General features: G+C 72.4%; 20 protein-coding genes. 11 read left to right on the forward strand and 9 right to left on the reverse strand.

Annotation, left to right across the window (positions count from 1 at the left end; all coding sequences use genetic code 11):
• Positions 1-182: 182 nt before the first annotated feature.
• The 7 genes from ACZ4U1_RS11695 to ACZ4U1_RS11725 form a co-directional block, all read right to left on the reverse strand.
• Positions 183-4,517 (reverse strand): caspase, EACC1-associated type, encoded by a 4,335-nt coding sequence (locus ACZ4U1_RS11695; protein WP_467902334.1) that lies wholly within the window; start codon positions 4,515-4,517, stop codon positions 183-185.
• Positions 4,514-4,882 (reverse strand): effector-associated constant component EACC1, encoded by a 369-nt coding sequence (locus ACZ4U1_RS11700; RefSeq protein WP_467902335.1) that lies wholly within the window; start codon positions 4,880-4,882, stop codon positions 4,514-4,516. The genes ACZ4U1_RS11695 and ACZ4U1_RS11700 overlap by 4 nt, the downstream gene beginning before the upstream one ends.
• A gap of 149 nt (positions 4,883-5,031) precedes the next feature.
• Positions 5,032-6,036 (reverse strand): methylmalonyl Co-A mutase-associated GTPase MeaB, encoded by a 1,005-nt coding sequence (gene meaB, locus ACZ4U1_RS11705; RefSeq protein WP_467902337.1) that lies wholly within the window; start codon positions 6,034-6,036, stop codon positions 5,032-5,034.
• Between the two features lie 7 nt (positions 6,037-6,043).
• On the reverse strand, positions 6,044-8,218 hold the full coding sequence (scpA, locus tag ACZ4U1_RS11710; RefSeq protein WP_467902339.1) for a methylmalonyl-CoA mutase: 2,175 nt from the start codon (positions 8,216-8,218) through the stop codon (positions 6,044-6,046).
• Entirely contained in the window at positions 8,218-10,026 is a 1,809-nt protein-coding gene (locus ACZ4U1_RS11715; protein WP_467902341.1) for a methylmalonyl-CoA mutase family protein, read from the reverse strand. The genes scpA and ACZ4U1_RS11715 overlap by 1 nt, the downstream gene beginning before the upstream one ends.
• A 113-nt stretch (positions 10,027-10,139) precedes the next feature.
• Positions 10,140-10,325, reverse strand: coding sequence for a hypothetical protein (locus ACZ4U1_RS11720; RefSeq protein ID WP_467902343.1), 186 nt, complete (start codon positions 10,323-10,325; stop codon positions 10,140-10,142).
• On the reverse strand, positions 10,322-12,046 hold the full coding sequence (locus ACZ4U1_RS11725) for a hypothetical protein (protein WP_467902345.1): 1,725 nt from the start codon (positions 12,044-12,046) through the stop codon (positions 10,322-10,324). The genes ACZ4U1_RS11720 and ACZ4U1_RS11725 overlap by 4 nt, the downstream gene beginning before the upstream one ends.
• A 280-nt stretch (positions 12,047-12,326) precedes the next feature.
• Between ACZ4U1_RS11725 and ACZ4U1_RS11730 the strand changes: the two genes are divergently transcribed.
• The 4 genes from ACZ4U1_RS11730 (at position 12,327) to ACZ4U1_RS11745 (ending at position 15,208) form a co-directional block, all read left to right on the forward strand.
• Positions 12,327-12,716 (forward strand): cell division protein SepF, encoded by a 390-nt coding sequence (locus tag ACZ4U1_RS11730; protein ID WP_189298640.1) that lies wholly within the window; start codon positions 12,327-12,329, stop codon positions 12,714-12,716.
• 280 nt (positions 12,717-12,996) lie between these two features.
• Entirely contained in the window at positions 12,997-14,193 is a 1,197-nt protein-coding gene (locus tag ACZ4U1_RS11735) for an AAA family ATPase (RefSeq protein WP_467902348.1), read from the forward strand.
• Complete coding sequence (locus ACZ4U1_RS11740) at positions 14,190-14,555, forward strand: nucleotide pyrophosphohydrolase (RefSeq protein WP_467902350.1); 366 nt, start codon at positions 14,190-14,192, stop codon at positions 14,553-14,555. The genes ACZ4U1_RS11735 and ACZ4U1_RS11740 overlap by 4 nt, the downstream gene beginning before the upstream one ends.
• Before the next feature lie 167 nt (positions 14,556-14,722).
• Positions 14,723-15,208, forward strand: coding sequence for a DUF6099 family protein (locus ACZ4U1_RS11745; RefSeq protein ID WP_467902352.1), 486 nt, complete (start codon positions 14,723-14,725; stop codon positions 15,206-15,208).
• A gap of 374 nt (positions 15,209-15,582) precedes the next feature.
• On the opposite strand, the gene ACZ4U1_RS11750 is transcribed toward ACZ4U1_RS11745, so the two are convergent.
• Positions 15,583-15,747, reverse strand: a complete 165-nt coding sequence (locus ACZ4U1_RS11750) for a hypothetical protein (RefSeq protein ID WP_467902354.1) — start codon at positions 15,745-15,747, stop codon at positions 15,583-15,585.
• Between the two features lie 236 nt (positions 15,748-15,983).
• Here ACZ4U1_RS11750 and ACZ4U1_RS11755 point away from each other — a divergent pair, with 236 nt between their 5' ends.
• A complete protein-coding gene (locus ACZ4U1_RS11755) occupies positions 15,984-16,907 on the forward strand; it encodes an LLM class F420-dependent oxidoreductase (RefSeq protein WP_467902356.1) in 924 nt (307 codons plus the stop codon).
• 657 nt (positions 16,908-17,564) lie between these two features.
• Positions 17,565-18,086: a hypothetical protein gene (locus tag ACZ4U1_RS11760; protein ID WP_467902358.1), complete on the forward strand. Its 522-nt coding sequence runs from the start codon at positions 17,565-17,567 to the stop codon at positions 18,084-18,086.
• Here the strand turns inward: ACZ4U1_RS11760 and ACZ4U1_RS11765 are convergent.
• Positions 18,062-19,018 (reverse strand): D-alanyl-D-alanine carboxypeptidase family protein, encoded by a 957-nt coding sequence (locus ACZ4U1_RS11765; protein ID WP_467902360.1) that lies wholly within the window; start codon positions 19,016-19,018, stop codon positions 18,062-18,064. The two genes, ACZ4U1_RS11760 and ACZ4U1_RS11765, sit on opposite strands and share 25 nt — an antisense overlap.
• Positions 19,019-19,179: 161 nt before the next feature.
• Between ACZ4U1_RS11765 and ACZ4U1_RS11770 the strand changes: the two genes are divergently transcribed.
• The 5 genes from ACZ4U1_RS11770 to ACZ4U1_RS11790 all read left to right on the forward strand — a co-directional run bounded on the left by ACZ4U1_RS11770 (position 19,180) and on the right by ACZ4U1_RS11790 (position 26,785).
• Positions 19,180-20,121, forward strand: a complete 942-nt coding sequence (locus ACZ4U1_RS11770) for a hypothetical protein (protein ID WP_467902362.1) — start codon at positions 19,180-19,182, stop codon at positions 20,119-20,121.
• 78 nt (positions 20,122-20,199) lie between these two features.
• Positions 20,200-21,657: a 3' terminal RNA ribose 2'-O-methyltransferase Hen1 gene (locus ACZ4U1_RS11775; protein ID WP_467902364.1), complete on the forward strand. Its 1,458-nt coding sequence runs from the start codon at positions 20,200-20,202 to the stop codon at positions 21,655-21,657.
• Positions 21,654-24,197, forward strand: a complete 2,544-nt coding sequence (locus ACZ4U1_RS11780) for a polynucleotide kinase-phosphatase (protein WP_467902365.1) — start codon at positions 21,654-21,656, stop codon at positions 24,195-24,197. The genes ACZ4U1_RS11775 and ACZ4U1_RS11780 overlap by 4 nt, the downstream gene beginning before the upstream one ends.
• A gap of 204 nt (positions 24,198-24,401) precedes the next feature.
• Complete coding sequence (locus ACZ4U1_RS11785) at positions 24,402-26,249, forward strand: RiPP maturation radical SAM C-methyltransferase (RefSeq protein WP_467902367.1); 1,848 nt, start codon at positions 24,402-24,404, stop codon at positions 26,247-26,249.
• Positions 26,246-26,785 (forward strand): DUF5825 family protein, encoded by a 540-nt coding sequence (locus tag ACZ4U1_RS11790; RefSeq protein WP_467902369.1) that lies wholly within the window; start codon positions 26,246-26,248, stop codon positions 26,783-26,785. The genes ACZ4U1_RS11785 and ACZ4U1_RS11790 overlap by 4 nt, the downstream gene beginning before the upstream one ends.
• Positions 26,786-26,825 lie beyond the last annotated feature (40 nt).

Here is a 26,825-nt window from a genome sequence, read left to right on the forward strand (position 1 = left end):
CGGAACGCCCCTGGCGACCTCGTCGATCCGTGTTACGCCCCCCCCCCCCCCCCCCCCCCACCCCCCCTCCCCCCCCCCCCCCCCCCCCCCCCCCCCCCCCCCCCCCCCCCCCCCCCCCCCCCCCCCCCCCCCCCCCCCCCCCCCCCCCCCCACCACCGCACGTCCGTCAAGCTTGCAGGGCCTCAGAAAATCAGTGCCACCGCGTCGTGCAGCCTGAAGGACAGTTCTTCCAGCCGGGCGAGAACGGCTTGGGGGGACCGGTTCGTCGCTTCGGCGGCGCGCTGGATGTGAGGGGGCTCGACCGGCTGGTCGTAGTCGACCCAGGGTGGTTCCCCGTCCAGATCGCGGCTGAGGATGCGAATGTCGTCCGGTTCCGTGGGCGGCGCCTGACTGGCGGTGCGGAATCCGAACTGGGCGAGACGCGAGGTGACGTAGTCGATCGTGCGCCCGGTGACACAGGCGGCCCTCACGATCTGCGCGGGGTGAACCGCCGTACCGGGGTCCAGCCAAGGCGCCTGCTCGGTGCAGTCCTTGCTGAGGATCCGCAGATCGCCGGGTTCGTGCAGAGGTGTCGGGAGCATGCCCATGTGGTAGCCGAGTTCGGTCAGGCGGCCGATGACGTGGTCGGCGCTGTGACCGGTCGTAGCCGCGGCCAGGATGACGTGCGCCGGGTGCACTGGCCGGGCGGGGTCGAGCCAGGGCTCTCTTCCTGTGGCGTTCACGCTCACGATGCGGAGATCGTCGGGTTCGAGTGAGGACACAGGTGTGGTGGGGGTCGAGAAGCCGAACTGCCTGAGGCGAGCGGCGACCTCCTCGGTGGACAGCCCCGTCCTGCCGGCGGCCAGCACCAGGTGAGCGCTGCTGACCTGGCTCTCCAGGTCGAGCCAGGGCTGCTGCCGGTCCAGGTCGAGACTGAGTATGAGCCGGTCGTGGGGTTCCGGTCGCGGCATCGGATCCGTGGCCACGCGATAGCCGAGTTCGGTCAGACGGCTGACGACGTGCTCGGGGCTGTGTCCGGTCACGTCCGCGGCTTCGAGGACGTGAGCCGGGTGCACGGGATCGCCGGGATCCAGCCAGGATGAGTCGATGGACAAACGCTCGCTGATGATGCGGAGATCGTCGGGCTCGAGGCGGGTCACCGATGTGGCGGGGGCCGATAGACCGAGTCGTTCAAGACGAGCGATGACCTCTTGGAACGACCACCCCGTCCTACCGGCGGCCCGGGCTATCAGCCCGATGCTCACCGCGGAGTCGTACCAGACCGCTGACTCTCCCCAGAGCGGGATCCGCCTGGCCGGGTCCCACTGCGGCACCAGAGCATAGATGTCCGACGGCACGGGGAGGGCCCGGCCCGACGGCCGGCTGACGACGAAACCCGGGAAGAAGCCCGCGTCGGTCAGAGCCTCGATCCGGAATTCGTCGACCGTCGCCGGCGTACCGGACGGACTGACCCATCTACCGTGCGGTGATGAGTCGACCATGTGGTCGTCCGGTGGGTAGTACCCGCTCTTCCTGATGTCCACCTCCCGCCCCGCGATCCGCCACGGTGTGAAACCGACCCGCACCGCTTCGGCGAAGATCTCGTCGGCGAGTTCAGGGCTTTCCTTCAGCACGTACGCCAGCCAGTCGTGCCGGAAGACGGCATCCCCGGCGGCCAGGAGGCTGGGGATCTCTTGGCGCAGCAACCGCTCGGTCTCGGCGGTGTCCACGTCGATGATCCGCCGCCGGTCCACCGTGAGGCGTGGGGTGTCCTTGCCCGACAGATTGACCACGGCCCCGAAGCGGTGTTCCCCGGCCCACAGGCCGTCGGCCAGGACCGCGCCCCTGGTGCTGCACCACCACACCGCGGGGGTCGAGGTTTCCACCACGACGGCGTCCGGGTTTCGCTCGGCGCTCGGGTCGTAGGGGTCGGCTGCGTCCAGGGGCGCACTGTCGCCGAGGACGTTCGGCTTCCAGACCTCCTTCTCCCCCCGGTCGTCGCTCGCCGTGACCTCGCACTCGGAGATCCACAGGATGCGGCGCAGTACGTCGACGCACGAGGTGACGTCGGACGAGCGGAACCGCAGGCGCACGCTGGTGTAGGCGTCGGGACAGCGTTCCAGGCGCTGGATGCGGAAAAGGGAGCCGGGCCCGGCGATCTCGACGCGCAGGTGCTCGCCCGGCAAGCCGTCAGGGGTGAGCCGGCAGGTCGTCACGGTGATGTCGTCGGCCAGCATGAAGTAGCTGAGCACCCCGACGCCGAACTGGCTGTTGGGGTGCATGGAGATGCCGTGCTCCTCCCAGCGCGCCTTCTCCTCGATGTACTCCGGCATGTCCGCGAAGCTCATGCCCGCGTGGGAGAAGACGTCCCGGAGCTCCGCCTCGCCCATGCCGATGCCGTTGTCACGGCATTCCAGGTACGGGCCTTGCTCGTCCACCCCCTGGCTGAAGGTGATCGCGCCCTGGTACGACATTCGCTGACCGCGGGTGACACCGAGGTACTCGGTGCGTGCCCCGCGGTAGCGGCACGCGTCGAGAGCGTTCTGGTACAGCTCCCGGATGGCGAGCGCGGGATCCCCGTAGAGTTGCTCGCCCATCAGCAGTTCCTGGATCCGGTCGTCGGCCAGCCGGAAACGCAGCTCGGTCGACTCGTAGGCCCAGCGGCCGCTCGCGTCGGCGGCGGGTGTCACCTGCTCGGCGGTGACGTGCAGGGGGAGGTTGCGCAGCAGGGCGGGCCGTTCTCCGTCGCCGCTGCGGATGTCGATGCGGGCCAGCAGGGTGTCGAGGGTGGCCGCGTGCTGGCGCAGGCCGAGTTCGACGGCGAGATGGTGGCACATGGCGCTCAGCATCCGGGTCCGTCCGTTCGCCTCCCACCGCAAGCGGTCCAGGGTGCTGTGCAGTTCCAGGAGATCGACGGCGTAGCCGATGCCCACGTGATCCACCAGCACCTCCGGCAGGGCGACCGGGTCGATCGCGAAGAGGTGGGCGATGCGCAGGAGTTCCGCGAGCTGGTGCGCCCTGACACGCTGGGCGGTCTCCGCCACTCCCACGCTGCGCGGCATCGCGTCGGCCCGCTCGGGCGGTCCGGTGAGCTGGGGGGCGCGCAACAGCCGGGAGATCAGGCGGGGATCGAGGACGTCCTCGACGAGCCTGCGTTCCCGGGGTGAGTGTTCCCCCAGAGGCACGGCGAGGTGGTCGAGCAGAGTCTCCGCGGCTGAGGGGTCGTACAGCCTCGGTTCCAGGACGAGCCACCGGTGGAACAGCCACCAGCCGATGGCCTCGGCGGCCCGTGGGTCGTTGCTGCGCAGGGCGCGTCGTACCAGCCGGGGGTGGTTCTTGCGCAGGAAGAGGTCGTAACTCCGCCGGGCCGGCGCGGAGCTCTGGGCCTCGGCCAGCACCGTCGGCCCGATCGAGCTGAAGCGACTTGCGTTCTGCCGCCAGAAGGCCGCGTGCAGGTAGGGGTGCGTGACGAGGAGGAACACCTCGGCGGCGGACAGCTCCAGTTCGTCCGGACGCAGGCTGCTGTCGAGCAGCAGGCTGTCGGTCCACTCGGCCACCCTGTCGGTGAAGGCCGGGGAGCGCCACGGGTCACCGCCGAGCACCTCACCGTCCTCTTCCGACGCGGCGGCCGCCCGGGCGACGAGCGCGGTGGCGGTGTCGCGCAACGAGAGCAGCCCGCGTTCGTCGGTGACGTAGTTCCACAAGGGGTGGTCGCGCGTCGCCGTCACCCACGGGTGTTCCTCCGAGGCACCCTCCGCACCGCCCGTCGGCGGACCCGTGTAGGCCCGGTTCCGGCCGAGGACGATCTGGTGACCGAGGTCGCGGGTGCTCATCCTGGGCTGGGGTACGCGGTGGCCGTCGACCATCCTGCCGTGCAGCCTGGTGTGCAGGGCGTTGAAGACGTCGATCATGGTGAGCTCGGGGAGGTGTTCGCCCAGGCGCCCGCCGGTCAGCTCGCCGCTGAGTCCCTCGCGCAGCAGCTTGGTCAGCTCCAGGGTGAAGACGCTTCCGTCCGGCAGGCACAGCGAACGCTCCGTCTCGGCGGCCGAGGTCAGCACGCAGGCGCCGGTGATCTCCGTGTCCAGCTGGGTCGGGGTCTGCTCGTCCGACATGGACAGCGCCCGGCCGCTGAAGCAGCAGTCGATGACGACCACTTTGCGCTGTGCGGGGGAGCCGGCGACCAGGTCGCGGATGTCGCTGTACTTGACCGAGTGGTAGGGCCGCTGTCCGCTGGAGTTGCTGGTGGCGAGCAGGAACTGGCGGTCGCGGCCGCCGAAGTGGCCGTGTCCGGCGTAGTAGACCAGCAGCAGATCGGTCGCCTCCTGCGCGGCGTCGTGCAGGGCGTCCAGCAGTTGCTGCGGCGTCCCGTCGTGCGGTACGACGGTGCAGTCCCCTTCCGCCAGCCCCCCGACGTCGGCGCTGGTGAGCAGCTCCCGCAGGGCGGGCACGTTGTGGCGGACACCCTCCAGCCGGGGCAGGTCGCGGAAGTCGTGGACGCCGAAGACGACCGCACGGGAACGGCCGGCGTCCGGCGTCACGCGTCCGTCCCCGTGCCGGTGCCGTTCAGGCGGCGCAGCAGGTCGGCCAGTTCCTCGGGGGTGAGGTGGCCGATGTCCACCGTGCTGTCCCCGTGCACCAGGATGCGCGCTCCCGCCCCACCGTCGGCCGGGGCGGACTGCTCATCACGCTTGACGGAACGCCATGACGCGTAGGCGAGGGCGAAGTTGGCCATGTCCACCCCATGTCCCAGGACGATGTCCAGTGCCTCCAGCGCATTCATCGTGGGACCGTCGCCCGAGACCGTGGCGACGCCCAGTCGGGCCGTACCCGGATCGGCCGACAGCCATGACTGGAGGTCCACGAGCGACTCCTCGTCGCCGTCCGCCAGAATGCGAATCCTCATTCCCCGCCCCCCGGACTATGACTGTGCGTCAACTTCCGGGATCTTAACCATGGCAGCGGTCACCAGGAGCAGTTTGCGCCAAACCCGCTCAGGACCACCGCCCCCGCGACAGGCCCGCCACGTCCACCGACGCGGCGGGCCCGACCCGCTCAGCTGCCGGACGCGGGCGGCGTACGGCCCTCGAACGCCGCCAGGATCCGTTCCGCCGCCAGCGTCGCCGTCAGGCGGCCGTCCCTGACCTGCTGTTCGAGGTCCGGGGCGGTCGCGCGGACCGCGGGGTCGGAGTGCAGGCGGCCGAGGAGTTCGTCGCGGACCATCGCCCAGGTCCAGCCGACCTGCTGGTCGCGGCGCTTGGCGGCGAGCCGGCCGGTGGAGTCGAGCAGCAACCGGTGCTGTTCGAGGCGCTCCCACACCGTGTCGAGGCCGGTCGACTCGCGGGCGCTGCAGTGCAGCACCGGCGGAGTCCAGAACGCGTCCTTGCCGTGCATCAGGCGCAGCGCGCCCGCCAACTCGCGGGCGGCGGCACGGGCGTCGCGCTCGTGCGGGCCGTCGGCCTTGTTGACGGCGATCACGTCGGCCAGCTCCAGCACGCCCTTCTTGATGCCCTGCAACTGGTCGCCGGTGCGGGCCAGTGTCAGCAGCAGGAAGGAGTCGACCATCTCGGCGACCGTCGTCTCGGACTGGCCGACGCCGACGGTCTCCACGAGGATCACGTCGTAACCCGCCGCCTCCATCACCACCATCGACTCCCGGGTGGCCTTCGCGACCCCGCCCAGCGTGCCCGCGCTGGGGGAGGGCCGGACGAAGGCCGCCGGGTCGACCGCCAGGCGCTCCATCCGCGTCTTGTCGCCGAGGATGGAGCCGCCCGTGCGGGTGGAGGAGGGGTCGACGGCGAGGACCGCCACCCGGTGGCCCAGCGAGGTCAGCATCGTGCCGAACGCGTCGATGAATGTCGACTTGCCGACGCCGGGCACCCCGCTGATGCCGATCCGCCGCGCCCGGCCGCTGTGCGGCAGCAGCTCGGTGAGCAACTGCTGCGCCAGCGCCCGGTGCTGAGGCCGGGTGGACTCGACGAGCGTGATGGCGCGGGCCACCAGGGCCCGTTTCCCGTCCAGCACACCCTTCACATACGTGTCGAGATCGATCGGGGCCATCGCGGCCCTACAGCTCGTGGCCGAGGTCGGCCGACAGCCGCCGCACCAGGTCGTACGCCGCGTCCGGGATCACCGTCCCGGGCGGGAACACGGCCGTGGCGCCCATCTCCAGCAGGGTCGGCACGTCCTGCGGCGGGATCACCCCGCCGACCACGATCATGATGTCCTCGCGGCCCTCCTCGGCGAGCTTCTCGCGCAGCGCCGGGACGAGGGTGAGGTGACCGGCGGCCAGCGAGGACACGCCGACCACGTGGACGTCCGCCTCGACCGCCTGCCGGGCGACCTCCTCCGGCGTCTGGAACAGCGGGCCGACGTCGACGTCGAAGCCGAGGTCGGCGAAGGCGGTCGCGATCACCTTCTGGCCGCGGTCGTGGCCGTCCTGGCCCATCTTGGCGACCAGGATGCGCGGCCGGCGCCCCTCGGCCTCCTCGAACGCGTCCACCAGGGCCCGGGTGCGGTCCACGGACGGGGACTGGCCTGCTTCGTTGCGGTACACGCCGGAAATCGTACGGATCTGGCTCGCGTGCCGCCCGTACACCTTCTCCAGGGCGTCGGAGATCTCGCCGACGGTCGCCTTGGCGCGGGCCGCGCGCACGGCCAGCTCCAGCAGGTTGTCGTTGCCGTCGGCGGCCCGGGTCAGTGCGTCCAGCGCGTCCCGGCACGCGACCTCGTCCCGCTCCTCGCGCAGCCGCCGCAGCTTCTCGATCTGCTGGGCGCGCACGGAGGAGTTGTCGACCTTGAGGACCTCGATCGCCTCGTCGGTCTCGACCCGGTACTTGTTCACGCCGATCACCGGCTGCCGGCCGGAGTCGATGCGGGCCTGGGTGCGGGCCGCCGCCTCCTCCACGCGCAGCTTGGGGATGCCGGCGTCGATGGCCTGTGCCATGCCGCCCGCCTGCTCGACCTCCTGGATGTGCTGCCAGGCCTTGCGGGCGAGGTCGTAGGTGAGCCGCTCCACGTAGGCGCTGCCGCCCCACGGGTCGATGACCCGGGTGGTGCCCGACTCCTGCTGGATGAGCAGCTGGGTGTTGCGGGCGATGCGCGCCGAGAAGTCGGTCGGCAGGGCCAGGGCCTCGTCGAGGGCGTTGGTGTGCAGCGACTGGGTGTGGCCCTGGGTCGCCGCCATCGCCTCCACACAGGTGCGCGTGACGTTGTTGAACACGTCCTGCGCGGTCAGCGACCAGCCCGAGGTCTGCGAATGTGTGCGCAGCGACAGCGACTTGGTGTTCTTCGGGTCGAACTGCTTCACCAGCTTCGCCCACAGCAGGCGGGCCGCGCGCAGCTTGGCGACCTCCATGAAGAAGTTCATGCCGATCGCCCAGAAGAACGACAGCCGGGGCGCGAACGCGTCCACGTCCAGGCCCGCCTCGCGGCCCGCCCGGATGTACTCCACGCCGTCCGCGAGCGTGTACGCCAGCTCCAGGTCGGCCGTGGCTCCGGCCTCCTGGATGTGGTAGCCGGAGATGGAGATGGAGTTGTAGCGGGGCATCCGCTGCGAGGTGTACGCGAAGATGTCGGAGATGATCCGCATCGACGGCTTCGGCGGATAGATGTAGGTGTTGCGGACCATGAACTCCTTCAGAATGTCGTTCTGAATGGTCCCGGCCAGCTTCTCGGGCGGTACGCCCTGTTCCTCCGCCGCCACGATGTACAGCGCCAGCACCGGCAGCACGGCGCCGTTCATCGTCATCGACACGGTCATCTTGTCCAGCGGGATCCCGTCGAACAGCTGCCGCATGTCGTAGATCGAGTCGATGGCCACGCCCGCCATGCCGACGTCACCGGTCACCCGCGGGTGGTCGCTGTCGTAGCCCCGGTGGGTGGGCAGGTCGAAGGCGACCGACAGGCCCTTCTGGCCCGCCGCCAGGTTGCGCCGGTAGAACGCGTTGGACTCCTCGGCGGTGGAGAAGCCCGCGTACTGGCGGATCGTCCAGGGCTGGTTGACGTACATCGTCGGGTACGGGCCGCGCAGGTACGGCGCGATCCCCGGGTAGGTGCCCAGGAAGTCCAGGCCCTCCAGGTCACGGCCGGTGTACAGCGGCTTGACCCCGATGCCCTCCGGGGTCTCCCACAGCGGCTCGGCGCCGCCGGTGGCCCGCTTCAGGGCCGCACGCCACTCGCCGTCGGTGGCGTCGGCGACCGGGGTCCCCAGCTCGATGCCGGAGAAGTCGGGGATTCCCATCAGGACACTCCCATGCGGTCGAGGGTCGCGGACAGCACATCCACGGCGTCACAGCCCGCGAAGACGTACGAGTCGATGCCGGAGTAGTCGCCCCGGCCCGCCAGGAACACATGCCGGGCACCGGCCGCGCGCAGCGACTTCGCGGTCTCCTCGGCCTGTTCGGCGTAGAGCGCGTCGCTGGAGCACAGCACGGCCTCCGTCGCGCCGCTGTCCTCGAAACCGCCCTCGGTGACCGGTTCGATGCCGCCGGCCTGGAAGAGGTTCGCGGCGAAGGTCGCGCGGGCGGTGTACTCGGCGGCGGAGCCGATCGTGGCGAGGAAGATCCGGGGCCGGGCGCCGGTCGCCGCCAGATGGGCGTCGGAGCGGGCGCGCAGCTCCTCGTACGCCTCGTCGCGGCGTACGCGCGGCAGACCGCCGGACGGCGGCTCGGGCGCCGCCTCGCGCTCCACCGGCTTCTCGGCCAGCAGCGGGAACTCGCTGACCCCGGTGATGGGTTCACGCCGCTTGGCGAGCCGCTTGGAGCGCTCCGCCCAGGTCGTCGCGAGATCGGTGCGCAGCCGGCCCGAGCGCAGGACGGCCGCCTGGCCGCCGTCCCGCTCGATGGACCGGAAGAACTGCCAGGCCGCCTCGGCGAGTTCGGCCGTCAGCCGCTCGACGTACCAGGAGCCGCCCGCCGGGTCGATGACCCGGGCCAGGTGGGACTCCTCGATCAGGATGGTCGAGGTGTTGCGGGCGATCCGCCGGGCGAACGCGTCGGGCAGCCCGAGCGCGTGGTCGAAGGGCAGCACGGTCACCGAGTCGGCGCCGCCCACCCCCGCGGCGAGCGTCGCGACCGTCGTGCGGAGCATGTTCACCCACGGGTCGCGGCGGCTCATCATCACCGGCGAGGTCACCACGTGCTGCACCTGCGCACCGGGCGATCCGCAGACCTCGGTGACCCGGGCCCACAGCCGGCGGGCCGCCCGCAGCTTGGCGATGGTGAGGAACTGGTCGGCGGTGGCGGCGTAGCGGAACTCCAGCTGTCCGGCGGCCTGTTCGACCGTCAGCCCGGCCTCGGTCAGCTCCCGCAGGTAGGCCACGCCGGTGGCCAGCGCGGCGCCCAGCTCCTGCGCGGCCGAGCCGCCCGCCTCGTGGTACGGCAGCGCGTCCACGGTCAGCGCGCGCAGCCCCGGGTACCCCTCGGCGCACCGCGCGGCCAGCGCGGCGTACGGCGCGAAGCCGAGCGGGGTGCCGGTGCGGGCCTCGTACCCGAGCGGGTCGCCGCCCAGGTTGCCGCGTACGGACCGCGCGTCCACGCCCTTCTCGGCGTACAGCCGCAGCAGGGCCTCGGCGGCCTGCTCGGTGTCGCGGCCGGCGTCGAGGACGACGGGCGCCAGGTCGAGGTAGACGCCGTCGAGGGCGCGGCCCAGCTCGGAGACGGGGATGCCGCCCTCGCCCAGCACCAGCCAGAGGGAGGTGCCGCCGTTCTCCAGGTCGGCGAGCACGGCGCCGTCCGTGCCGTCGGCGAGTGCCGTGTGCCGCTGCCGTACGTCCCAGCCGTTCGTGATGGTGCCCTCCGGGCGGCTGCCCCGCACGAAGGGGGCGAAGCCCGGCAGGCCGGGGTCGGGCGCGCCGTCGCGCGCGGTGTACAGGGGCCGGGTGCGCAGCCCGTCCTCCAGCGTCGTGGACAGGGCGTCCTCAGCTGCCGCGCCGGTAAGTTCCTTGCCCGACTTGCGCAGTACGCCCTCGACCAGGCGTTGCCACTGCTCATGTGTCGCGTCAGGGAACTCGGCGGCCAGTGAGAGCCCGTCGTCAGGCAGGACCGTCATGGGTCGGATGCTAGGGCAGGCCGCTGAAGCCTAGGCGCAGCGGAGGCTGTGAGGTTTCTCTTCTTGCGGTTGTGACCTGTGCCGCTCCGGTACCGGGGAGCCCGTCCGGAGGCTCAGCGGGCCTCGCCCTCCAGGTCCGGTACGAGGGCGTACCAGGCCGCGCGCTGCTCGGGACCCATGGAGTCGGCGAGGGCCTGGCGGACGGTGCCGGCGAGCCGCGCCGAGGTCTCGCGTCTACCTGTTGTCCCTTTTTGTACCCCGGGGATCACCTTCGCCGCGCGCGGTACCGACCGCCTCACGCGCCGGCGCGCTGACCCTGGAGACCCAGTTCCGCCCGTCGCACGTCCCGGGTGGACAGCGTCTGCGGGCTCCCGGTGAAGGCGCGCAGCCGCAGCCGGGTGCCCCTCTTCACGGGCACCGTGAAGGCGCCCGAGGGCGCCCGGAGCTCGACGGTGGCCGTGCTGTGCGCGGCAAGCGTGGCCGGGCCACGTACCAGCGACCAGTACCGGCTCATGCCCTGGCCGGTGGTGAGCATGTAGTGCGGGGTCAGCGCGACACCGCCCGTGTTGGCGACCCGCAGGGTCAGCCGGGTCAGGGTCCGCGCCGAGGAGTGCCGGGCCGCCGTGACGTCCATCCGCAGCGGCGGGGTCCCCGACGCCGCCAGGACCGCGCTCACCAGCGCGGGCGTCACCAGCGCCACGACGGTCGCGGCCAGCGCCGGCCGGCGGCGCGGGCCGGTCAGCGGGCGGGGGCGCGGCTGCCAGGCGTGGGCGAACTCCGGCAGCGGCGCGGTGACCGCCGACGCCAGCCACAGCGGGGTCATCATCAGGTAGTAGCCGTCCTGGGACCGCGTCGCCAGATAGAAGGCGCACCACGGCAGCACGGTCGCGGCCGGCCCGAGCCGCCGGACGAACAGCGTGAACACCGCCGGCAGCGCGGCGGCGAGCAGCACGCCGGCGTGGCCGTACCAGTCCAGCCGGTCGCTGCCGTGGGTGAAGTACAGCGAGACGTCCACCAGGCCCTGGCCGTGCGGCACCGCGCCCTGGGTCAGCGGCAGGGCGATGCCCCGCAGCCAGGGCCCGGGCGCGCGCACCGCGACGTACACGTTGACCAGCGACCAGGTCAGCACCGCGACCCCCGCGATCCGCGAGGTCACCCGCGCCGCCGCCCGCCCGCCCAGCTCGCCGCGCCGCACCGAGTAGATCCCGGCCAGCAGGAAGGGCGTGACGAACCACGGCAGTTGCTGGGCGGCGCACGCGGCGCCCAGGCACGCGGCCCGCGCGACCCCGGCCGCGCCCAGCCGGCCGCGCGCGCCCAGCCGGGGCCAGCGCACCACCACCGGCATCAGCAGCGCCAGGCCGATGATCGCGGGATAGCCCTGCCGGGCGTACATCGGCAGGAAGCCGAAGCCCAGGCAGACCATCGTCGCCGCAGAGCGCCACGGCACCGGCAGCAGCCGCCACAGCACCACCGCGCCCACGACCAGCGCGCCCGTCGCCGCCGCCGTCGCCGGGGCGCCCCCGTGGCCCAGCCACAGCAGCGGGGCGGTGAGCAGCGGGGCCAGCGGGGGATAGCCGTACGTGAAGTCGTACCCGCCGTCCATGGTCGGCGTCAGCGCGACGCCCTTGGCGTGGAACAGCCAGGGCCACGGCTGCCCGTACACCGGGTGGCCGGCGACGAGTTCCCGCGCGGCCTGGGCGGTGAGGGCCGCCTCGTCGCCGCCGGCGTGGTTCAGCGCCCAGGCGCACAGGGTGAGGGTGACCGCGGTCGCCAGCACCACCAGGTCCAGGCGGGCCAGCGAGCGGGTCCGGCGGACCGTGAGCGCGAGCACGCCGGTCGCCAGGATCACGGCGTAGCAGACCGAGATGACCCCCGCGAGGACCAGCCGGTGCGTGGCCGCCTGGGTCCACACCGACCGGGTGCCGATGAACAGGCTCACGTCGGCGAGGAGCGTCAGCACGCGGTGCCAGTGCGCGGGGCCGTCCGGCACCTCCGCACGGGCCCCCGGGGCGGCGGACACCGCCGACGATGTCCGCCGACCGGGTGTCACCTGCTGTGTTTCTGCCAAGTGCACGGCACGGGACGCTAACGGTGACGGGTGAGCGGGGCAGGGAGGCCGGTGAAGAGTCGGGTATGAGCCCGGTAAGAACCAGCCGAATACCGGATATATGCTCCCGTCTCATCCCCGGGAGGCCCGTCCGCCCCGGTCGCGGACCGTGTCGTTGTTGGGCCGAACGGGTGACTTGGCGTAAGAATTGGCTGGTGCAGGGATTGAGTGCGAGTCAGGTCGGGGGGAGCCGGTGAGCCGTTACGACGTCACCGATGAACAGTGGGAAGGGCTCGCCCAGGTCGTGCCGCTGCGGGGCCGGGACGCCTGGCCGTCCGCGGTGAACCACCGCTCGCTGCCCGACGCCGAGACCGAGACCCGGCGCCGGTTCGTGGTCCTGCGCGTCAACGTCTTCGCGGACGCCCGCGAGGTCGCCGAGACCCTGATGGCCGGAGTGCCGGTCCTGCTGGACCTCTCCGGCGCGGAGGGCGACGTCGCCAAGCGCGTCCTCGACTTCAGCACCGGCGTCGTCTTCGGCCTGGGCAGCGGGATGCACCGCGTGGACCGCAACGTCTTCCTCCTCACCCCGCCCGGCACGGAGGTCAGCGGCTTGATGGAGGGGGCGGGGATCTCGGGAGGATGACGGCGCGGGCGGTGTGGCTGCCGGTTGCGTTCAGGTGCCGGCGCTCCGCTCTCGGCGCGTTCCGTCGCGTGCCGACAGGCCCCGGCGAGTCCGGCGTACGGCCGCTGGTCCCGCGCCGGACCCCGCGAGTCCGGCATACGGCCGCTGCCCTCGGTGCCATCGGGAGGGGCGCTTGTGCGGTGGGGTCGGTCCACGGGGTGACCCGGACGTCCCCCGATCGTAGGAACGTCCCGCCGGTGAAACGGTTTGTCGTGCGCGCGGAGGCCTAGCGTCCGGCGTTATGGCCGTGTCCTCCGTGTCCGCTGAGCCGCCGGAGGCCGACGCGTCTGTCGGCACCGTTCCCGCGCAGTTCCGTCCGCCTCCCGATATCCGGTCGCGGATCACCGAGCTGCGGCTGTCGGCCTTCGCCGGGCACCGGCGGGCCGGGTTCCCGCTGGGGCCGGTCACGGTGTTCGCGGGGCCCAGCGGATCCGGCAAGACGACCGCGCTCGCCGCCTACGAGGCGCTGGCCCGGCTCGGCGGCGGCGCCTCCCTCGTCGAGGCGTTCCCGGACCCCCTCGCCCGCGTGCCCGAGCGCGCCCGTCCCGACGCCGAACGGCGGCGGGGCTTCCGCATCGGCTGCACGGCCGACGGCGCCGAGGGCCCGGTCCGGCTCGACATCGCCGTACAGGCCGAACCGGACCTGCGGATCGTGGGCGAGCGGCTGACCGCGCGCGGTGTCGTCCTGCTGGAGACCGCACTGCGCGACCCCGGCCGCCGGACCGTCCAGGCCGCCTGGCACACCGCCGGCTCCGCCCCCGTGACCCGCGCCCCGCTCCCCGACGACCGCCTCGGTACGGCCCTGCTCCCGCTGCGGGTGGCCGGCAAGACGGACGGCCAGCGCCATGTGCTCGCCGCGGCCGAGCAGATGGTCGTCGCCCTGCGCTCCGTCTTCCCCTGCGACCCCCGCCCCGAGTACATGCGCGTCCCCGTGCCCACCGGCTCCGGCCGCCTGCTGCCCGGCTGCGACAACCTCGCCGACGTCCTGTGGCGCACGCGCGCCGAGTGCGGCCGGCGGCACGGTCTGCTGGTCGAGGCGCTGCACGCGGGCTGCGCCGGCCCGGTGACCGACCTGGTCGCCGAGCCGCTGGCCGACGGCACGGTACGGGCGCTGCTCGACCGCGGCGACGGCTTCCGTACCGAACTCGCCCGGCTCGGCGACGGCGAGCTGCGCTACCTCGCGCTGACGCTGGTGCTGCTGACCGGTCCGGGCGTGCTGGACCTCGACGCCCCGGGCGAGGTGCCCGACGCCCTGCGGACCCTCACCGTCCTCGCCGACGGCTTCGACCGCGGCCTCGATCCCCGTCAGCGCCTGGAGCTGCTGCGGACGGCCGCCCGGATGGGCGAGCGCGGACACATCCGCTGCGTGGCCGCGGTGCAGGACGCCTCATGGGCCGCCGGGACCCCGGGCGTCACGGTGGTACACCTGGACCCGTGACGGAACACCCCGACCTGGCCCGACTCCAGCGCCGGCTGGCCGAGTTCGCCGCCGCGCGGAACTGGCAGCCCTACCACACGCCCAAGAACCTCGTCGCCGCCCTCTCGGTGGAGGCCTCCGAACTGGTCGAGATCTTCCAGTGGCTGACGCCGGAGGAGTCCGCCCGGGTGATGGACGACCCCGGCACCGCGCACCGCGTCACCGACGAGGTCGCCGACGTCCTGGCCTACCTGCTCCAGCTCTGCGAGGTCCTCGGCATCGACCCGCTGGCCGCCCTGGCCGCCAAGATCGACCGCAACGAACGCCGGTTCCCGCTTCCGGGCGCGGAGGGCCGAGGTGGGGAGCAACAGCCGGAGTGCTGAACTCCGTTATTACTCTCCGTGGTCAAATCGGCCGTCGAATCCGAATTGTTGTCCACAGATTTCCGTCTTCCTCTGGCTTTTCGCCCCATCGACCCTCACTCTGGGTAGTGGACAAGGGAGTTCAGGCGGCCGTGCGAGATGGCGCGGCGGAGGGACGGGGGCATCGCATGGATGCGGTACGGCTCATCCTCACGAGCAGGCGGGCCCTGGCGTGCGGCGTCGACACGGCGGAGATGATGGCGGAGGTCTGGCAGGCACAGGCCCTGGCACAGGCGATCGGGAGCCGGCTCGCGGTCTCCGGCCCGCCGGAGCTGCGGGGCGAGGCGCTGGGGCTGACCGAGCTGGCGGGCCGGGGCTGCGGGGTCCTGGACCCGCCCGAACTCGACCCAGGCGACCTGCGTGCCGCTCAGCTCACCCGGCTGGACGACGCCCGCGAGACCCTGCTCTGCCTCGGCGGCCTGCTCGGCGAGGTCGGCATAGCCCTGGTCGGCATGGCCAGCTCCGCGGCCGACGAGACGACGTACTGGCAGTGCATGGAGGCCATCGACGCGGCCGACGAGTCCCGCGACCGCGTCCTGGAGATGCTGCGCAAACTGGCGGCCCGGGAGGAGGTGTTATCGGAGGACGCCCAGGACAGCCCCTCCGGGGTGTGAAGGGCGGCTCCTCCGCGAGCGAGCGACAGCTGAAGCGGCGCGGATGTGAGAGGCGGGTGCGGTGGCACCGACAGCTCGCGTGCGCGTGCGCGTGCGGGCTGGGCGTGCTGACCGCCCGACCGCCCGCCCCGCCATCTGACGGTGCCGCCGCCCGACCGCCCGGATCACTCAGTGTGTGAGCGTGCCCGTGGCCATCCGCCCGCCCGCCGGCGACCGCCGCGCACCCTCATCGGCGGCCACCCGGCATCCACCCAGCGGCCACCCGTCGGTCACCCGGTGGCGCGGGCGGCCCGCCGAGCGCAGCCCGCAGCCCGACACCCTGACCGCCCACGAACCGGCCGCCCCCAGGGGCGTCTCCGCCCGGCCCCACGGTGTCAGTCCGTCTCGTCGGCCGCCCCCCGCGCCGCCGCCCCCGCCTGCAGGTCCGCCAGGGCCGACAGGTCCGCGTTCAGTGCCGCCATCAGCTCCTCCATCTGCTCCAGCAACCCCTTCGGCCGGCCGGCGGTGCCTCCCTGCTGGGCAACGGACTCTTCGGACATGACGGCCTCCTCGCCCCCGGCCCGGCCGGGCCGGCGCGGTGACGCGCGACGGCGGACACCGTCCGGCGCGGGCGCCGGACGGTCCGGCTCCGACGGCCCAACGATCACCGCCGGGGCCGGTCACTGGCCCGGAGCGAGCCCCGCGCGCACGGTGGACGAATTTCACCCGACCGGGCAAGCCCGTGCCGGGCGGTACCGGAGCGGTTGACGCGGCCGGCGCCGTGCAGGATAGGTGTATGGACCTTCGAATCTTCACCGAGCCCCAGCAGGGGGCTACCTACGACACCCTGCTCACCGTGGCGAAGGCCACCGAGGACCTCGGGTTCGACGCCTTCTTCCGCTCGGACCATTACCTCCGGATGGGCAGCGTCGACGGGCTGCCCGGCCCCACGGACGCCTGGATCACCCTGGCCGGCCTGGCCCGGGAGACCAAGCGCATCCGCCTCGGCACCCTGATGACCGCCGGCACCTTCCGCCTGCCCGGCGTGCTCGCCATCCAGGTCGCCCAGGTCGACCAGATGTCCGGCGGCCGGGTCGAACTCGGCCTCGGCGCGGGCTGGTTCGAGGAGGAGCACAAGGCGTACGGCATCCCGTTCCCGAAGGAGAAGTTCGCGCGGCTGGAGGAGCAGCTCGCGATCGTCACCGGGCTGTGGGCGACCGAGGTCGGCAAGACCTTCGACTTCCACGGCACCTACTACGACCTCACCGACTCGCCTGCGCTGCCCAAGCCCGCCCAGAAGAAGGTCCCGGTGCTCATCGGCGGCCACGGCGCGACCCGTACCCCGCGGCTGGCCGCCCGGTACGCCGACGAGTTCAACATCCCGTTCGCCTCGGTCGAGGACAGCGCGCGGCAGTTCGGCCGGGTGCGGGACGCGGCGGTGGAGGCGGGCCGTGACGCGGACGAGCTGACGTACTCCAACGCGCTCGTCGTCTGCGTCGGCAAGGACGACCAGGAGGTGGCCCGGCGCGCCGCCGCGATCGGCCGTGAGGTGGACGAGCTGAAGGCCAACGGGCTGGCCGGTTCCCCGGCGGAGGTCGTCGACAAGATCGGCCGGTACGCCGAGATCGGTTCCCGGCGGATCTACCTCCAGATCCTGGACCTCGGAGACCTGGACCACCTGGAGCTGATCTCCGCCCAGGTCCAGTCACAGCTGTCGTAACCACCCGGCGCCCCGACCGCTTGACGCCCGCCGGCCCGGGGACCACCCGCCTGACGGTCGTCCGCCCGTCCGCCCGGCGGCACATCCGTCTGACGGTCGGGCTGCCTGTCCGCCCGGTGGCTCATCTGCTTGACGGCTCATCCGCCGGGCGGACCGGTGGTCCATCTGCCTGGTGGCGCAGCCGTCTGATGGTCGTCCGCCCGTCCGCCTGGTGGCTCATCTGCTTGACGGCTCATCCGCCGGGCGGATCGGTGGTCCATCTGCCTGGTGGGGCATCCGTCTGATGGTCGGCCGCCCGTCCGCCTGGTGGCTCATCTGCTTGACGGCTCATCCGCCGGGAGGACCGGTGGCCCATCTGCCTGGTGGGGCATCCGTCTGATGGTCGGCCGCCCGTCCGCCCGGTGGCCCATCCGCTTGACGGCTCATCCGCCCGGCGACCGACCGCCCAACCGCCCGGCGACTCACCGCCCAACCACCCGGCGACTCACCACCCAACCACTCGGCGACTCAGCCGCCCAAGGCCCATCTCCCCCCCGGCGCCCCACCCGCCCAAGGCCCAACCACCCCGCGACCCACCCGCCCGGCCGTGACGAGGCTGTGACTGGAACTGTGGCTTCCGCCACGGCCCCGGCCGGGCGGTCCTGCTGGGATCGCACGATGGACGACGATTCCCCGCTCGGCTCCTTCCTGGCGCTGCTCAGCATCCCGGTATGGCTCGCGATTCCCGTCTGGGTGATCGCCCTGATCGTCAAGATCCTGTCCGTGGCCCTGCCGGGCCGGCGCCCGGACTGGCGGCTCGACCTGGTGCGCTGGTCGGCGTGGATGGCGGGCTGGGCCGCCGTGATGCTCTACCTGCTGGGCGCCGGAGCGGTCGGGCTCTCCGTGCACGAGTCGTCTTCCGGCGCCGATTCCACACCGGCCCACGAGTGCCGCGACGACTTCCCGCCCGGCGTGCTCGTCGGCCAGCGGGGCTCCTTCGTGCCGCTCCGTTTCGACTGTGTCCTCGCCGACGGCAGCACCCACCCGAGCAGCCCCGTCTACTTCTGGCTGAACACGTCCGTCGTGGTCCTGGGCCTGGCCGCCGTGCTGCTCGGCGTGACGGCCGGAGCGATGTCCGAACGCCGCCGGGGCACAGCGGCCGGTGCCCACCCCGGTCAGCCGAGCCGGCTGAAGCCGTAGTCGAGGATCTTCGTCGCGTCCTTGAAGCGCTGGTCCGGTGAGGTGTCCGCGAGGAGGGTCCCCACGACCGTCTTGGAACCGCGCGTCGCGGCGAACACCAGGCAGAACTTCGCCTCCGGCCCGGAGCCGGTCTTCACGCCGATCGCGCCCCGGTACGAGGACAGGAGCTTGTTGGAGTTGTTCCACGGCTTCATGGCGTGCGTGCCGCCGCCGGGCCGGTACGACTTCATGTCGTCGTAGACCTTGGTGCCGACGACCTTCTTGAACGTCTTGTTCTTCAGCGCGACCTGGGCCAGCTTGGCCAGGTCCCGCGGCGAGGAGTAGTTCTTCCCGTTGGACACCCCGTCGAAGGAATCGAAGTGGGTGTTCTTCAGGCCCAGTTCACGCGCCTTGCTGTTCATCTTGCCGATGAACGACTTGGTGCGCTGGGCCGTCGTCGAGCCCGTGCCGTAGGTGTCCGCCAGCGCGTAGGCCGCGTCGCAGCCCGACGGGAGCAGCAGGCCGTACAGCAGGTCGCCCACCGACATCGAGTCGCCGAGGAGCAGGCTCGCGCTGGAGTAACGCTGGACGTGCGTCACCGGATCGATGACGTAGTCGGTGTACTCCCTCTTGATCTTGACCTTCTTCTTCAGGTCCACGTCGCGCTGCGACAGCACCACCAGAGCCGTCATGATCTTCGTGGTGGAGCCGGTCCGCAGCCGTCCGTCCGGCGCCTTGCCGAACAGCTGCTTGCCGGTGGCCGCGTTCATGGCGTACGCGCCCTGGGCCGGCACCTGCGGCGCCGCCGCGGCGGAGCGCGGGGCGGAGACGGCGGACGGTGCCGTGGCCGCCTGGGCGGGAGCGGTCGCGAGGACGCCCGCGCCGAGGACGGCTCCGGCCGCCACCGCGACGGCGGCTCTCCGGCGTACCCCGAAGCTCTGGCCGTTGGTCATGCTTCCCCCTTCAGTCAGTGGTCAGTTGACGGGGGCTCACTCCATCAGGTCCGGGCCCGTGGGGCCATAACGGAGATCACATGACCCTTCTGTGAACACCATGTGCCGGAACTATGGCTTCCATCACAGCGCGCATGATCCCCGGCTGGTCGTATGACCGCGTGCGTAAAATCCTCCCCCTCGCTCTCACCGGCCTGCTCGCCGTGTCCGCATGCCAGGTCGTCGGCGGCGACGACCCCGACGACGAGGCCCGCCGCCTCAACACCATGAAGTCGTTCCCGCTGAGCGCCTACATACCGGACGCGGAGTCCCGTGGCGGAAAGGCCACCGGCACCGCGCAGTGGATCCTCGCCAAGCAGTGCATGGTCCGGCTCGGGTTCACCGGCTTCAAGACGCTCAGCATCACGAGTGTCGAGTCGACCTACCCGGTCCGGCAGGGCACCCTCGCGAGCAGCAGCAGGGTCGGCGACGACAGCCCGTACGGGGTGGACGATCCGGACCTCGCGGCCGAGCACGGCTACCACAACGCCCGGCGGGACGAGTCCGACAGCCAGCCGATGGAGTGGCCGGCCGACCAGTACGCGGCCCTCACCGGCTCCTTCGAGTCCGGCGAGAGCCACCGGGCGCACGGCAACCCCATCCCGAAGAAGGGCTGCATGGGCGAGGCGCTCCGGAAGATCTACGGCCCCGAGCCCAAGCCCACGAAGGTCGGCGGCATACAGCTCAGCGGCTACTACTCGCTCGCCGCCCAGTACTGGTACCAGGCGCACAAGGAGGCGAGGAAGGACCCCGCCTGGAAGAAGGCCGACCGCGAGTGGTCGGACTGCATGAAGGAGAAGGGCTTCCGCTACCCCGACCCCGACGAGGCGTCCACGGACAGCGACTGGTTCCGCGGCGACCAGCCGTCGGCGAAGGAGAAGAAGACCGCCGCCGCGGACGCGCGGTGCAAACTCGACACCCGCTACATCCAGGCCGTGCACGCCGTCGAGAGCCGCGCGCAGAAGACGGCCGTCACCAAGAACAAGAAGGCCCTGGAGGAACGGCGGGCCGCCGACGAGCGGGCCATGGCGAACGCCCGGAAGATCGTCGACGACCACTCCTGAGCGACGAGTCCCGCGGAAAGCCGGTGGTCCGCGGAAAACCGGTGGTCAGGGGGTCCGGGACCCAGGAGACTCGACAGCATGTTCCTGACGATCTCCACCACCGGTACGGCCGCGAACCCGGCCACCGACCTGGGGTACCTGCTGCACAAGCACCCCGGGAAAGCACAGGCGTTCTCCACCTCGTACGGCACGGCGCACGTCTTCTACCCCGAGGCGGACGCCGAGCGCTGCACGGCCGCCCTGCTGCTGGAGATCGACACGGTCGCGCTGGTCCGCCGGGGCAAGGGCCGCGGCGGCGCCCCGGACGCGGCCCTCGCGCAGTACGTCAACGACCGCCCCTACGCGGCCTCCTCGCTGCTCGCGGTGGCGCTGAGCGGCGTGTTCTCCAGTGCCCTGCGCGGGGTGTGCAACGCCCGCCCGGAGCGGGCCGCCGCCCCGCTGCCGCTGCGCGTCGAGGTCCCCGCACTGCCCGCCCGAGGCGGCCCGGACCTCGTACGACGACTCTTCGAACCGCTCGGCTGGACGGTCACCGCCGACCCCGTGCCGCTCGACACCGCGTTCCCGGAGTGGGGCGACTCGCGGTACGTCCGGCTCCTGCTGGAGTCGGACCGGCTGACCCTCGCCGAGGCACTGCGCCACCTGTACGTGCTGCTGCCGGTGCTGGACGACGCCAAGCACTACTGGGTCGCCGCCGACGAGGTCGACAAGCTGCTGCGGGCCGGCGAGGGCTGGCTGCCCGAGCACCCGGAGCAGAAGCTGATCACCAGCCGCTACCTCTCGCGCCGCTGGTCGCTGACCCGGCAGGCGAGGGAGCGGCTGGAGCTGGTGCGGCTCGCGGAGGCCGACGACAGCGAGGTCGAGGACATCGACAACGCCGTCGAGGCCGAGACCGAGACGGAGGAGAAGCCGGCCCCGCTCGCCGTGCAGCGCCGGGAGGCCGTCACCGAGGCGCTGCGGGCCTGTGGTGCCGCGCGGGTCCTCGACCTCGGCTGCGGGCAGGGCCAGCTGGTGCAGGCGCTGCTCAAGGACGTGCGGTTCACCGAGATCGTCGGTGTCGACGTGTCGATGCGCGCCCTGACCATCGCCTCCCGGCGGCTGAAGCTGGACCGCATGGGCGAACGGCAGGCCTCGCGCGTCAAGCTCGTCCAGGGCTCCCTCGCCTACACCGACAACCGGCTCAAGGGCTACGACGCCGCCGTGCTCAGCGAGGTCATCGAGCACCTCGACCTGCCCCGGCTGCCCGCACTGGAGTACGCCGTGTTCGGGCACGCGCGTCCGCGCACGGTCGTCGTGACCACCCCGAACGTCGAGTACAACGTCCGCTGGGAGAGCCTGCCCGCCGGCCATGTCCGGCACGGCGACCACCGCTTCGAGTGGACGCGCGAGGAGTTCCGCACCTGGGCGGCGACGGTCGCCGAACGGCACGGGTACGAGGTCGCCTTCACCCCCGTCGGCCCGGAGGACCCCGAGGTGGGCCCGCCCACCCAGATGGCGACATTCACGATCAGGACCGAGAAGGAGGCGAAGGCGGCATGACCGGGACACAGCACAAGGGGCGGGTCCTCCCCGTCACCGACCTCTCCCTCGTCGTCCTCGTCGGTGCCTCCGGCTCCGGCAAGTCCACCTTCGCCCGGCGGCACTTCAAGCCCACCGAGGTGATCTCCTCCGACTTCTGCCGCGGCCTGGTCTCCGACGACGAGAACGACCAGAGCGCGACCCGGGACGCCTTCGACGTCCTGCACTACATCGCCGGCAAGCGGCTGGCCGCCGGCCGCCGTACCGTCGTGGACGCCACCAGCGTGCAGCAGGACAGCCGGCGGCAGCTGATCGAACTGGCGAAGAAGTACGACGTGCTGCCCATCGCCATCGTGCTGGACATGCCGGAGGAGGTGTGCGCCGAGCGGAACGCGGCCCGTACCGACCGGGCGGACATGCCCCGCCGGGTCATCCAGCGGCACATCCGCGAACTGCGCCGCTCGCTGCGCCACCTGGAGCGTGAGGGCTTCCGCAAGGTGCACGTGCTGCGCGGGGTCGAGGAGGCCGAGCACGCCACCGTCGTCACCGAGAAGCGCTTCAACGACCTGACCCACCTCACCGGCCCCTTCGACATCATCGGCGACATCCACGGCTGCTCCGCCGAACTGGAGGCGCTGCTGGCCGAGCTGGGCTACGCCGACGGGGTGCACCCCGAGGGCCGTACCGCCGTGTTCGTCGGCGACCTGGTCGACCGCGGCCCGGACAGCCCCGGCGTACTGCGCCGGGTGATGTCGATGGTGAAGTCCGGCAACGCCCTGTGCGTCCCCGGCAACCACGAGAACAAGTACGGCCGGTACCTCAAGGGCCGCAAGGTCCAGCACACCCACGGGCTCGCCGAGACCATCGCGCAGATGGAGGGGGAGAGCGAGGAGTTCAAGGCCGAGGTCCGGCAGTTCCTGGACGGGCTGGTCAGCCACTACGTCCTGGACGGCGGCCGGCTCGTGGTCTGCCACGCCGGCCTGCCCGAGAAGTACCACGGCCGCACCTCCGGCCGGGTCCGCTCGCACGCCCTGTACGGCGACACCACCGGCGAGACCGACGAGTTCGGGCTGCCGGTGCGCTACCCGTGGGCGGAGGACTACCGGGGCCGGGCCGCGGTGGTCTACGGCCACACACCCGTACCCGAGGCCACATGGCTGAACAACACCATCTGCCTGGACACCGGTGCCGTCTTCGGCGGCAAGCTGACCGCGCTGCGCTGGCCCGAGCGGGAGCTGGTCGACGTACCGGCCGAGCGGGTCTGGTACGAGCCGGCGAAGCCGCTGCGCACCGAGGCGCCCGGCGGGCACGACGGCCGGCCGCTGGACCTGGCGGACGTGCACGGCCGACGGGCGGTGGAGACCCGGCACGCGGGCATGGTGGCGGTCCGGGAGGAGAACGCGGCGGCGGCCCTGGAGGTCATGAGCCGCTTCGCGACCGACCCGCGCCTGCTGCCGTACCTGCCGCCGACCATGGCGCCCACGGCGACCTCGCAGGTGGAGGGGTACCTGGAGCACCCGGAGGAGGCCTTCGCGCAGTACGCGCGGGACGGGGTCGCGCGGGTGGTGTGCGAGGAGAAGCACATGGGTTCCCGGGCGGTGGCCCTGGTGTGCCGGGACGCGGAGACGGCACGGAAGCGCTTCGGCGTCGACGGGCCCACGGGCTCGCTGTACACCCGTACCGGACGGCCGTTCTTCGACGACCGGCAGGTCACCGAGGAGATCCTCGGCCGGCTGCGCTCGGCGATCACCGACGCCGGACTGTGGGACGAACTCGGCACCGACTGGCTGCTGCTGGACGCCGAGCTGATGCCGTGGTCGCTGAAGGCCCAGGGGCTGCTGCGCGGCCAGTACGCGGCCGTCGGCGCCGCCTCCGGCGCGGTGTTCCCGGGCGCGCTGGCCGCCCTGGAGGCCGCCGCGGCACGGGGCACGGACGTCGGCGACCTGCTCGACCGGCAGCGGGAACGCGCCGCCGACGCCGCCGCGTTCACCGCCGCCTACCGCCGCTACTGCTGGACCACCGAGGGCCTGGACGGGGTCCGGCTGGCCCCCTTCCAGCTGCTGGCGGTCCAGGGCCGCAGCCTCGCCGCGCTGCCGCACGACGAGCAACTGGCCCTGATCGACCGGCTGGTGGAGCACGACGGCACCGGACTTCTGCAGACCACCCGGCGGCTGTACGTCGACACCGGCGACCCGGAGTCGGTCCGCGCGGGCGTCGACTGGTGGCTGGAGATGACCGGCCGGGGCGGCGAGGGCATGGTCGTCAAGCCGCTCGGCGCGCTGGTCCGGGGCCCGGAGGGCCGGCTGGTGCAGCCCGGCATCAAGTGCCGGGGCCGCGAGTACCTGCGGATCATCTACGGTCCCGAGTACACCCGGCCGGACAACCTCGCCCGGCTGCGCAGGCGGTTCCTGAACCACAAGCGCTCCCTGGCGCTGCGCGAGTACGCCCTCGGCCTGGAGGCCCTGGACCGGCTCGCCGACGGGGAGCCGCTGTGGCGGGTGCACGAGGCGGTGTTCGGGGTGCTGGCGCTGGAGTCGGAGCCGGTCGACCCGCGTCTGTGACCCCGGCCCCGCCCCGCCGTCACAGGACACCCTTGTGCCGCACACACACCTGTCCATATGGTGGACAGCCGTGCGGCACAAGGGTGTTCGCATGCCGTGAGGGGAGTGGTGGGGCGTGGAGATCAAGAAGGTCGTGGTCCGGGAGGACCAGCGGAGCACCACCCGCCGGCCGGCGATCCTGGAGAAGCGGCCGACCCGCTGAGCATGCGCGTCCACCTGGTCACGATGCCGTGGCACCCCCTCGACCTGCCCTCGCTGCAACTGGGCCTGCTCCACCGGATCGTACGGCGGGCCCGCCCCGGTGACGAGGTCACCGAGTTCCACGGCTCGCTGCGCTGGGCGGAGTTCCTGCTGGAGCACTCCGGCGGCCGGCTGCGGCCCGGCGACTGCGTGGAGGTCGGCAGCGACGCGATCTTCCACGGCCTCGGCGACTGGGTCTTCTCCGGCGCCCTGTACGACGACCCCGGCTGGGGCACGGCCCGGTTGAAGGACTACGCGGCCGACCGGGGCGTCTTCATCGGCACCGCCCTGGCCATGCGCCCGTACGCGGCCCCCTTCATCGACGCCTGCGCCACCGAGATCCTGGCGGCCGAACCGGACGTGGTCGGGTTCACCACCACCTTCATGCAGAACGTCCCCTCCCTCGCCCTGGCCCGCGCACTCAAACGGAGAAGCCCGCGGCTGACGGTCGTGTTCGGCGGCAGCAACTGCGACGGCCCCATGGGCCACGCCCTGCACCGCAACCACCCCTTCGTGGACCACGTGGTCCGTGGTGAGGCCGAGTACGCCTTTCCGGCCCTGTTGCACCACCTGGACGCCGGCACCGCACCCGCGGACGTCCCCGGCCTGTGCTGGTGGGACGGCCCGGTGTCACGGGCCAACACGGAAACCCGGCGAACGGTGGCACCGGCCGACATCCCCTCGCCCGACTACGACCAGTGGCAGGCCGCCCTGGACGCCTCCCCGGTCCAGGAGTACATCCACCCGAAGCTGGTCGTGGAGGGCGCCCGGGGCTGCTGGTGGGGCGAGAAGCACCACTGCACCTTCTGCGGGCTCAACGGTTCCGCCATGACCTTCCGCGCCAAACCGGGGGAGCGGCTGTGGACGGAGATCGACCGGCTGGTGCGCCGCCACCGCATCCTCGACGTGGTCACCGTCGACAACATCATCGACATGGCCTACTTCCGCGACTTCCTGCCCCGCGTGGCGGCCAGCGGCTGGGACCTGCGGCTGCACTACGAGGTCAAGTCCAACCTCACCCCCGCCCAGCTCCGACTCCTCGGCGAGTCCGGCACCGTGCACATCCAGCCCGGCATCGAGAGCCTGGGCAGCCGCGTCCTGGACCTCATGGACAAGGGCGTCACCGGGGCCCGTAACGTGCGCACCCTGCGCGAGTGCGAGAACCACGCCCTGACCTGCTCCTGGAACCTGCTCTACGGCTTCCCCGGCGAGAGCGCCGACGACTACACGCCGGTCATCGACCAGCTCCCGGCGCTGGTCCACCTCCAGCCGCCGAGCGGCGCCCACCGCATCCAGCTGGAGCGGTTCAGCCCGCACTTCACCGACCCGGACCTCGGCTTCGGCAAGCGCCGCCCGGCCGCGATGTACCAGCACGTCTACGACCTCCCCGAGGACGAACTAGCCGACCTCGTCTACCTGTTCGACACCGAGCCCGCGGGGATCGGCGGCGCGGTGGAGCGGCGGCTGCGGGAGGCGGTGGCCGCCTGGCGGGCCGGGCACGCGGACTCCCGGCTGCTGTTCGAGGAGGACGGCGCCGAACTGCTGGTGCACGACCGCCGGCACGGCCGTCCCCCCGCCACCCACCGCTTCACCGGCTGGCGGGCCGCTGCCCTGCGCCACCTGGAGGACGGCCGGACCGTGCCCGCCCTGCACCGGCTGCTGACCGCCGACGGCCACGAGGTGCCGGTCCAGGCCCTGGAGTCCTGGGTCCACCACGCCGTCGAGCTGGGCCTGTTGTTCCGTGACGGCGCCACCTGTGTGTCCCTGCCGACCTGGGGCGAGCCGGTCCGGCTGCCCGAGGGGGCCGGATGAGCGGGCTGCCCGGCAGCGTGCCGCACCGGCGCACCGGGCGCCGGGTCGAGGCCGCCGTACCCCTGGACCTGAGCGGGGCGGGGCGCGCGACGGCGGAAGCGGTGCGGTTCCTGCGCGAGTGCCAGAGCCACGGCCTGCGCGTGAGCTGGCGGGCGACCGGCACACCGTCGTACGACCCCGCCGTCCTGCGCCATCTGCCGCCGCCCGCCGAACTCCCCGCGGACCCCGGCACGCTGGCGGCCTGGCGGACGGACCACACCCACGGCGCCCTCTACCACCGGCGCGGCCCGGACTTCGTCACCGTCCTGGACCGCAGGCAGCCGGGCACGGCCGTCCGGCTCACCCTGGACCACCCCGGCCTGCTCGGCACGTTCCTCCGGCTCCTGGAGCCGACCCCCGTGGCCGCGCTGGACCCGGTCGAGCGGGAGGCGCTCGCGCTGCTCACCGCCGAGCGGCTGGTCCTCGCCGGCGGCGGCTGGGCGGTGACCCTGCCCCCGCGCATCCGGCGGTGGCCCGTGCCCTGCACCGCGATCTGAGCCCGCCCGGCGGGCACGGCCGGGCCCCGGCGGGATCGGA

The sequence above is a fragment of the Streptomyces sp. NPDC028928 genome, assembly GCF_055564915.1.

What these genes read in the sequence shown, in the direction of transcription:
- ACZ4U1_RS11735 (WP_467902348.1), top strand. Translation starts at nt 12,997, where the DNA reads ATGGCCGTGTCCTCCGTGTCCGCTGAGCCGCCGGAGGCCGACGCGTCT.
- ACZ4U1_RS11755 (WP_467902356.1), top strand. Translation starts at nt 15,984, where the DNA reads ATGGACCTTCGAATCTTCACCGAGCCCCAGCAGGGGGCTACCTACGAC.
- scpA (WP_467902339.1), bottom strand. Translation starts at nt 8,218, where the DNA reads ATGGGAATCCCCGACTTCTCCGGCATCGAGCTGGGGACCCCGGTCGCC.
- ACZ4U1_RS11765 (WP_467902360.1), bottom strand. Translation starts at nt 19,018, where the DNA reads ATGACCAACGGCCAGAGCTTCGGGGTACGCCGGAGAGCCGCCGTCGCG.
- ACZ4U1_RS11700 (WP_467902335.1), bottom strand. Translation starts at nt 4,882, where the DNA reads ATGAGGATTCGCATTCTGGCGGACGGCGACGAGGAGTCGCTCGTGGAC.
- ACZ4U1_RS11715 (WP_467902341.1), bottom strand. Translation starts at nt 10,026, where the DNA reads ATGACGGTCCTGCCTGACGACGGGCTCTCACTGGCCGCCGAGTTCCCT.
- ACZ4U1_RS11750 (WP_467902354.1), bottom strand. Translation starts at nt 15,747, where the DNA reads ATGTCCGAAGAGTCCGTTGCCCAGCAGGGAGGCACCGCCGGCCGGCCG.
- ACZ4U1_RS11760 (WP_467902358.1), top strand. Translation starts at nt 17,565, where the DNA reads ATGGACGACGATTCCCCGCTCGGCTCCTTCCTGGCGCTGCTCAGCATC.
- ACZ4U1_RS11775 (WP_467902364.1), top strand. Translation starts at nt 20,200, where the DNA reads ATGTTCCTGACGATCTCCACCACCGGTACGGCCGCGAACCCGGCCACC.
- ACZ4U1_RS11785 (WP_467902367.1), top strand. Translation starts at nt 24,402, where the DNA reads ATGCGCGTCCACCTGGTCACGATGCCGTGGCACCCCCTCGACCTGCCC.
- ACZ4U1_RS11745 (WP_467902352.1), top strand. Translation starts at nt 14,723, where the DNA reads ATGGATGCGGTACGGCTCATCCTCACGAGCAGGCGGGCCCTGGCGTGC.
- ACZ4U1_RS11780 (WP_467902365.1), top strand. Translation starts at nt 21,654, where the DNA reads ATGACCGGGACACAGCACAAGGGGCGGGTCCTCCCCGTCACCGACCTC.
- meaB (WP_467902337.1), bottom strand. Translation starts at nt 6,036, where the DNA reads ATGGCCCCGATCGATCTCGACACGTATGTGAAGGGTGTGCTGGACGGG.
- ACZ4U1_RS11790 (WP_467902369.1), top strand. Translation starts at nt 26,246, where the DNA reads ATGAGCGGGCTGCCCGGCAGCGTGCCGCACCGGCGCACCGGGCGCCGG.